The organism is Micromonospora sp. WMMB482 (assembly GCF_019038635.1).
In the GTDB taxonomy this organism is placed as follows: domain Bacteria; phylum Actinomycetota; class Actinomycetes; order Mycobacteriales; family Micromonosporaceae; genus Micromonospora; species Micromonospora marina.
Genome location: NZ_JAHOPD010000008.1, coordinates 1 through 7,267, shown reverse-complemented (window position 1 = coordinate 7,267; position 7,267 = coordinate 1). Strand labels below are relative to the sequence as shown.

Below are 7,267 nucleotides of genomic sequence, written 5' to 3'. Positions count from 1 at the left end.
AGCAACGGTCCGAGCCGGCGAGCCCCGAGTTTGCGTTCCTGGCGCAGTTGGCAGACCCGCGCCTCCAACTGGGCGGACGTCTTGTGCGGCTGGTGGTGAGCCCGGCTGGATCGATCCCGCAGACCAGCGTCGCCCTCGGCCCGCCACCGCTGCAGCCACTTGTAGCCGGTGGCCCGAGAACAGCCCAGTTCCTTCACGACGTGGGCCACCGGCCGACCCTGGTCAACGACACGCGTGATGAGCAGCCGCCGGCCGTGGATGGTCAGCCGGGCATTACGGTGGGCCATGAGACCTCCGGTTCCGTGTGGGCGTCAGCACCTCACACCTCGCCGGAGGTCTCGCCTCGTCTCAAGCCGCCACGCCGTCAACAACCCTCATGGGCATTACATCTAGCGGGCCCCGGCCGCGCCCCGGCTCAGACCTCGTCGATCAGGTCGGCCACCGAGTCGACGATCCGCGACGGACGGTACGGGTACCGCTCCGCCTCGGTCCGGCTGCTGATCCCGGTGAGCACGAGGATCGTCTCCAGCCCGGCCTCCAGGCCGCACAGGATGTCGGTGTCCATCCGGTCGCCGATCATCGCGGTCGACTCGGAGTGCGCGTCGATGGTGTTCAGCGCCGAGCGCATCATCATCGGGTTGGGCTTGCCGACGAAGTACGGGTCGACCCCGGTCGCCTTCGAGATCATCGCCGCCACCGAGCCGGCCGCCGGCAGCGCGCCCTCCATCGACGGGCCGGTGGCGTCCGGGTTGGTGCAGATGAACCGGGCGCCGTCGTTGATCAGCCGGATCGCCTTGGTGATCGCCTCGAAGCTGTAGGTCCGCGTCTCCCCCAGCACCACGTAGTCAGGGGCGAAGTCGCTGAGCACGTACCCCACCGCGTGCAGCGCCGTGGTCAGGCCGGCCTCACCGATCACGTACGCGGTCCCGCCCGGCCGCTGGTCGGCCAGGAACTGGGCGGTCGCGAGCGCCGAGGACCAGATCGCCTCCTCCGGCACGTCCAGCCCCATCCGGGCCAGCCGGGCCTGGAGGTCACGCGGGGTGTAGATGGAGTTGTTCGTCAGCACCAGGAACGGCTTGCCGGAGGCGCGCAGCTTCTTGACGAACTCCGGGGCGCCGGGCACCGGCTGCCCCTCGTGCACCAGCACGCCGTCCATGTCGGTGAGCCAGCTCTGCACCGGCTTGCGGTCAAGCATCGTGTCGTCCCCAGGGGTGTCGTCGGGTCGGGCTCAGGGCCGGCGGGCCGGGGGCACGCAGCACACCGCCGGGCAGATGTCCCAGGCGGGCAGCTCGCCGAGCCGGCGGCGCAGCCGCTCGCCGTCCGGGGCAGTGCGCTCCAGGACCAGTTCGCGGACCATCGCCACGAACCGCGGGTCGACCCCGGGTGTGCCGGCGCGGACGAAGTCCAGGCCGAGCTGCTTGGCCGTCTCCAGCGCCTCGGTGTCCAGGTCCCACACCACCTCCAGGTGGTCGGAGACGAAGCCGATCGGGCTGACCACCACGCTCGTCACGCCCTGCTCGGGCAGGGTGGCCAGGTGGTCGTTGACGTCCGGCTCCAGCCACGGCACCTGCGGCGGCCCGGACCGGCTCTGCCACACCAGGTCGTACGCCAGGTCGGGCGCGGCCGCGGCGTGCACCAGCCGGGCGACCTCCTCCATCTGGGCGGTGTAGCGGCCGCCGTGCGGGCCGGCGGTGGCGGCCGCCGACATCGGCACCGAGTGCGCGGTGAAGACCAGCCGGGTGCCGTCCCGCTTCGCCGGGTCGAGCTGGGCCAGCGCGGCACGGACCGCGTCGACGTGCGGCTCGATGAAGCCGGGGTGGTCCCAGAACTGGCGCAGCTTCTCGATCAGCGGGGCGTCCGGGCCGACCGCGGCGCGGGCCGAGGCGATGTCCTCCTGGTACTGGCGGCAGGACGAGTAGCCGCCGTACGCGCTGGTGACGAACGCCAGCGCCCGGGTGATCCCGTCGTCGTGCATCCGCGCGACGGTGTCGGCGAGCATCGGATCCCAGTTGCGGTTGCCCCAGTAGACCGGCAGGTCGACGCCGTTGGCGGCGAAGTCCTCGCGGATCGCCGCGAGCAGGTCGCGGCACTGCTGGTTGATCGGTGACACCCCGCCGAAGTGCATGTAGTGCTCGGCGACCTCGGCCAGCCGCTCCGGGGGCACCCCCCGCCCCCGGGTCACGTTCTGCAGGAACGGGAGAACGTCCTCGGGCCGTTCCGGGCCACCGAAGGAGACCAGCACCAACGCGTCGTACGCCATGGGGCCATTGTTCCCCGCCCGCCGTCACGGCGTGGCGACGCCCCCTGGTCGAGGCGGTGACCACCCGGGCCGCGGCGTGTTAACAAGGGCCCCTTCCGCTGCACGAGGCGTTAAGAAGGGGCCCCTCCTTACATCTCAGGCGCCGATGGCGTGGTAGCCGCCGTCGACGTGGACGATCTCGCCGGTGGTGGCCGGGAACCAGTCGGACAGCAGCGCCAGGCAGGCCCGGGCGGCGGGCTCGGAGTCGGTCAGGCTCCAGCCCAGCGGGGCCCGCTCGGTCCAGGCGTCCTCGAACTGGTCGAAGCCGGGGATGGACTTGGCCGCGATGGTCCGCAGCGGGCCGGCCGCGACCAGGTTGCTGCGGATGCCCTGCTTGCCCAGGTGCAGCGCCAGGTAGCGGGAGGCGGACTCCAGCCCGGCCTTGGCCACGCCCATCCAGTCGTAGACCGGCCACGCCTTGGTGGCGTCGAACGTGAGACCCACCACGGCACCGCCGGCGGACATCAGCGGCAGCGCCGCCATGGCGAGGGACTTGTACGAGTAGGTGGAGACCTGGAGCGCCGTCGCCACGTCCGCCCACGGGGCGTCGAGGAAGCCGCCGCCGAGGCAGCTCTGCGGGGCGAACCCGATCGAGTGCACGACGCCGTCCAGGCCGTCGACGTGCTCGCGCACCTTGTCGGCCAGCCCGGCCAGGTGGTCCTCGTTCGAGACGTCCAGCTCGATCACGGGCGCCGGCTCGGGCAGCCGCTTCGCGATCCGCTCCACCAGGGAGAGCCGGCCGTAGCCGGTGAGCACGACCTGCGCGCCGTTCTCCTGGGCGAGCTTCGCCACCGAGAAGGCGATCGAGGCGTCGGTGATGACGCCGGTGACCAGCAGTCGCTTACCGGCGAGAAGTCCGGACATTGCGTGTCTCCTCCGTGCTCTGCTCAGTGACCCATGCCGAGGCCGCCGTCGACCGGGATGACGGCGCCGGTGACGTATCCGGCCGCGTCCGAGGCGAGCCAGGTGACGACGCCCGCGACCTCGTCCGGGGTGGCCATCCGGCCGGCCGGGATCGACTTGCGGATCTCCGCCTTGCGCTCCTCGGACAGGCCCGCGGTCATGTCGGTGTCGATGAAGCCGGGCGCCACCACGTTCGCGGTGATGTTGCGGGTGCCCAGCTCGCGGGTGATCGAGCGGGCCACGCCGACCAGGCCGGCCTTGCTGGCGGCGTAGTTGACCTGGCCCGCGCCGCCGGCGAGGCCGACCACCGAGGAAATGAAGATCATCCGGCCCCAGCGGCCGCGGAGCATCTTCGTCGAGGCCCGCTTGGCGACCCGGAACGAACCGGTCAGGTTGGTGTCGAGGACGCGGGCGAACTGCTCCTCGGACATCCGCATGATCAGCGTGTCGTCGGTGATGCCGGCGTTGGCGACCAGGACCTCCACCGGGCCGAGCTCGGCCTCGACGGCGGTGAACGCGGCGTCGACCGACTCGGCGTCGGTCACGTCGCACCGCACCCCGAACAGGCCGTTCTGACCGCCGGCTCCGCCTGCGTCAAACCCCGGCTCGGCTGCGCCGGCACCTGGGGCTCCGCTACTGCGGTACGTGACGGCCACCCGGTCGCCCTGCTTGGCGAACGCCTGCGCGATGGCCAGGCCGATCCCCCGGTTCCCGCCGGTCACCAGCACGGTTCGGGCCACGGATCCCCCTCTGCTCCAGTGATCTCTCGGTCGGTCGGAGCCTAGGGGTTACCGACAGGTAAGCGCTAACCCGCGCAGGTCACAGCGCCGCCGCGGCCGGGGTCCGCGGGACCGGCGGCCGCGCGTGCGACACCCACACCCCCGGGTGTACGATCATCGCGTCTGCGGGCCGCTCCGTGCCCGCTCCGGGCTCCGCCGACCGCAGGAGGTGATCGCTGTGCGAGATAGCGATCCTCCCAGTCGTGGCCGGGCCCACCGTCAGCCCCGCTGAGCCACGGCTCGGTCGACGCGGCTGACCCGCTTCCCGCCCTCCGCACCGCATCCCTCTCCGGCTGACACGCCGGGGCGTGGCCTGCCGCGCGGCGGAGCACCCGGTCACGACTTCGTGCGCGTACGTCCCGACCCCCCACGGCCCGCACCGGGCCGACCGTCGCCACGGAGCACACTCATGAGCCGTTACGTCGCCCCGCTGGGCTTCACCCTCGCCGCCGTCTGGGTGGCGGTCCTGTTCGTGCTGGCCGGCGGCGGTCACTGACCACCGCCGGCCGGTTTCCGGCTCAGACCAGCCGGGACGTCCAGAGCAGACTCAGCGCGCCCGCGCACAGCGCCAGCAGCAGCGCGATCCCCGCGTACCACTGGGTGATCTCGCGCGGCTCGGTGCGGTAGCCGATCGAGCTGCCCATGTCCTGGTAGACCTGCTTCAGCTCGCTGGCCGACGCGGCCTCGTAGAAGAAGCCCTGGGTGGTCTCCGCGAGCTGGGACAGCGCGGTGCGGTCCACCGGCACCCGCTGGAGCTGCCCGCCGATGTCCACCTGCCCCGAGTCGGTGCCGAACGCGATGGTGGACACCGGCACGTTCGCCGCCTGCGCCGCCGCGGCGGCCTCCTCCACCGAGCGGCCCGACGTGCGGTAGCCGTCGGACAGCAGCACGATCCGGGCCGGCGGGATACCGGCGGCGCCGTCGGCCGGCACCGAGCGGATCGCCTCCAGGCAGGTGAAGACCGCCTCGCCGGTGGCGGTCGCCTCGGCCAGCACCAGCCCGTCGATCGCGGTGGTGACGGCGGCCCGGTCCTTGGTCGGCGGCACCAGCACGTTCGCCGACTTGGCGAACGAGACGAGCCCCAGGTTGTAGCTCTCCGGCAGCTCGCCGACGAACTGCTTGGCCGCCTCCTGCGCCGCCTCCAGGCGGTTCGGTGACACGTCGTCGGCCTGCATCGACAACGACACATCGATCGCGAGCATCACGGTGGCCCGTTCCAGCGGCTCCCGGGTGTCGATCGCCGGCCGGGCCAGCCCGGTCGCCAGCACCAGCAGGCAGAGCAGGAACGCGGTGGCCGCGATGTGCCGCCGCCAGCCCAGTCCCTTCGGCGCGACGGTACGCAGCAGGTCGACGTTGGTGAACCGCAGCGCGTACTGCGGCGGTGCAGTTGCCGCCAGACGTACGCGGCGGCGAGGGCGAGCACCGGCAGCACGGCCAGCAGCCACCACGGTTGCATGAAACGGATCATCGAGTCGTCCCTCTGGTGCGGCGTGCCGCTGCGCGGCGACGAAACGCACCATGTCCAGCAGCCAGTCCTCGGTCGGTACGCAGGCGCAGGTGGGCCGCGCCCGCGGCGCGCAGCTCGGCGGCGATCGCACCACGCTGGGCGGCCGCCGCCTCGGCGTACCGGCGGCGCAGGCCCGGGTCGGCGGTCTGCACCTCGTGCAGTTCACCGCTCTCCGGTCGACCACCGGCAGCACCCCCACGTCGGGCAGTTCCAGTTCCCGCGGATCGACCACCTCGACGGCCAGCACGTCGTGGCGGACCCGCAGCTTACGCAGCGGCCGGCCCCACTGCTGCGGCGGCGCGAGGAAGTCGGAGATCACCACCGCCACGGCCGCCACCGACGGGACGGCCACCGCCGCCGACCGGACCACCCGACGGAAACCACCGCCGGGAGCACCGCCACCGCCGCCGGGGCCGCCGCGGTAGCCACCGCCACCGCCGCCACCACCGGGACCGCCGCGGTAGCCACCGCCACCGCCGCCACCACGGGTCCACCGCGGTAGCCACCGCCACCGCCACCGGGACGACCGGCGCCGCCGCCGGGGCCGCCACGACCGCCACCGGGCCGCCGGGACTGCCGGTGGTCGGACGCTGGCTCGGCATCGAGGCCGGGCTCGGCCGCGGCGGCATCGACGCCGGGCTGGGCCGCGGCGGCATGCCGGCCGGGCTGGGACGGGGACCGCCCGCACCGGCGGCCGGGGGCCGCTGCTGCTGGCCGCCCTGGATGCCGAACGGGTTGTTACCGGCGCCACGCGCCGGCGGACGACCGCCGGGCCGGGCACCGGGGCCCTGACCCTGACCCGGACCGCCGGACGACCGGCGGCCGGGGAACCCGGACGCGGCGGCATGGCGTTCGGGCCGGGACGCGGACCCGGGCGAGCACCGCCCTCGGCCGGGGGCTCCCGGCGTACGGTCTCGCGCTGCTGCTGACGGGCGGCCTGGGCGGCCTTGACCGCGGCCTCCTGCTCAGCCTTGAGCGCGGCGGCACGCGCCTCGGCGGCCGCCACTTCGATGTCGTGCGCGCTCGCCGGCTTGGCGACCGGAGTCGCCGGCTGCGGCGGGCCGGGGACCGGGCCCTTGGGCTTCGGTCCAGGGGTCGGCGCGGCCGGACGCCGGGGCGGCATCGGCTTGGCCGAGACCCGTGGGGCACCCGGGGTCGGGGTGGGCGTCGGGGTCGGTGCCGGGCCACTGGGCGCGGCAGCCGGCGGGCCGGCGGGCGCCGACGAACCGGCTACGAACGCGCTACGCAGCGCCCGGCGACAGGCGCCTCGACGGTGCTGGACGCGGACTTCACGAACTCGCCCATCTCCTTGAGCTTGGCGAGAACGGTCTTGCTTTCGACCCCGAGCTCCTTGGCAAGCTCGTGTACGCGGGCCTTTCCTGCCACTGCACTCCTCACTCCGAGGTCGTGCGGGCAGCACCCGCAGCGACCTCACTCGTGCACTGAAGCCTGGTCATTTCTGGGACTTCATCGTGTGCTCATGTCGGTCGTCCTACCTTGCTAGCGACCCTCGACCGGTCGGGTTGACCGGTCGTCGGGGGTTGCGCGTCGACGTGCTCCGCAAGCGCACCGTGGTCGGGGACCTCGGTGAGGCGCAGTGCCCGCCCGAAGGCGCGGCGTCGCACCGCCTGCGCGAAGCAGGCCGGATCAGGGTGCATGTTCGCTCCCGACCCGGCAGTCTGCGGGCCGGTCGGGCCGGAGACTGGTGTGCCAGCCTCGTCACCCCAACCGCGACGATCCGCAACAACTCGCTGGCCGGCGCTCGTTTCCGGCAGCCCA

General features: G+C 73.2%; 7 protein-coding genes and 2 pseudogenes. 1 reads left to right on the top strand and 8 read right to left on the bottom strand.

Annotated features, from left to right (window positions below):
* From KSK32_RS00420 to KSK32_RS00385, 8 genes and pseudogenes are all read right to left on the bottom strand, one after another.
* Positions 1–287 (bottom strand): leucine zipper domain-containing protein (locus tag KSK32_RS00420; protein ID WP_216927944.1); only part of this gene is annotated, 287 nt, incomplete at its 3' end.
* 128 nt (positions 288–415) lie between these two features.
* A complete protein-coding gene (locus tag KSK32_RS00415; RefSeq protein WP_091048117.1) occupies positions 416–1,195 on the bottom strand; it encodes an HAD-IIA family hydrolase in 780 nt (259 codons plus the stop codon).
* Between the two features lie 33 nt (positions 1,196–1,228).
* Entirely contained in the window at positions 1,229–2,260 is a 1,032-nt protein-coding gene (locus KSK32_RS00410; protein WP_216927943.1) for a ferrochelatase, read from the bottom strand.
* 135 nt (positions 2,261–2,395) lie between these two features.
* A complete protein-coding gene (gene fabI, locus KSK32_RS00405; protein ID WP_216927942.1) occupies positions 2,396–3,163 on the bottom strand; it encodes an enoyl-ACP reductase FabI in 768 nt (255 codons plus the stop codon).
* Between the two features lie 23 nt (positions 3,164–3,186).
* Positions 3,187–3,942 carry a 3-oxoacyl-[acyl-carrier-protein] reductase gene (gene fabG / locus KSK32_RS00400; RefSeq protein WP_216927941.1) on the bottom strand — a complete coding sequence of 252 codons (756 nt, stop codon included), beginning with the start codon at positions 3,940–3,942 and terminating at the stop codon, positions 3,187–3,189.
* Positions 3,943–4,499: 557 nt separating this feature from the next.
* A pseudogene (locus tag KSK32_RS00395) lies at positions 4,500–5,449 on the bottom strand (VWA domain-containing protein).
* Positions 5,446–5,640 (bottom strand): hypothetical protein, encoded by a 195-nt coding sequence (locus KSK32_RS34805; RefSeq protein ID WP_374226676.1) that lies wholly within the window; start codon positions 5,638–5,640, stop codon positions 5,446–5,448. The pseudogene KSK32_RS00395 and the gene KSK32_RS34805 overlap by 4 nt, the downstream one beginning before the upstream one ends.
* Positions 5,641–5,808: 168 nt before the next feature.
* Positions 5,809–6,874, bottom strand: a pseudogene (locus KSK32_RS00385) (translation initiation factor IF-2 N-terminal domain-containing protein); the annotation flags it as partial.
* Positions 6,875–7,029: 155 nt separating this feature from the next.
* Here KSK32_RS00385 and KSK32_RS33020 point away from each other — a divergent pair.
* A partial coding sequence (locus KSK32_RS33020; protein ID WP_254186882.1) for a hypothetical protein occupies positions 7,030–7,267 on the top strand: 238 nt, incomplete at its 3' end.

Bases quoted from the DNA above. Each gene is read 5' to 3' on its own strand.
- fabI (WP_216927942.1), bottom strand. From the start codon at position 3,163: ATGTCCGGACTTCTCGCCGGTAAGCGACTGCTGGTCACCGGCGTCATC.
- KSK32_RS00415 (WP_091048117.1), bottom strand. From the start codon at position 1,195: ATGCTTGACCGCAAGCCGGTGCAGAGCTGGCTCACCGACATGGACGGC.
- KSK32_RS00410 (WP_216927943.1), bottom strand. From the start codon at position 2,260: ATGGCGTACGACGCGTTGGTGCTGGTCTCCTTCGGTGGCCCGGAACGG.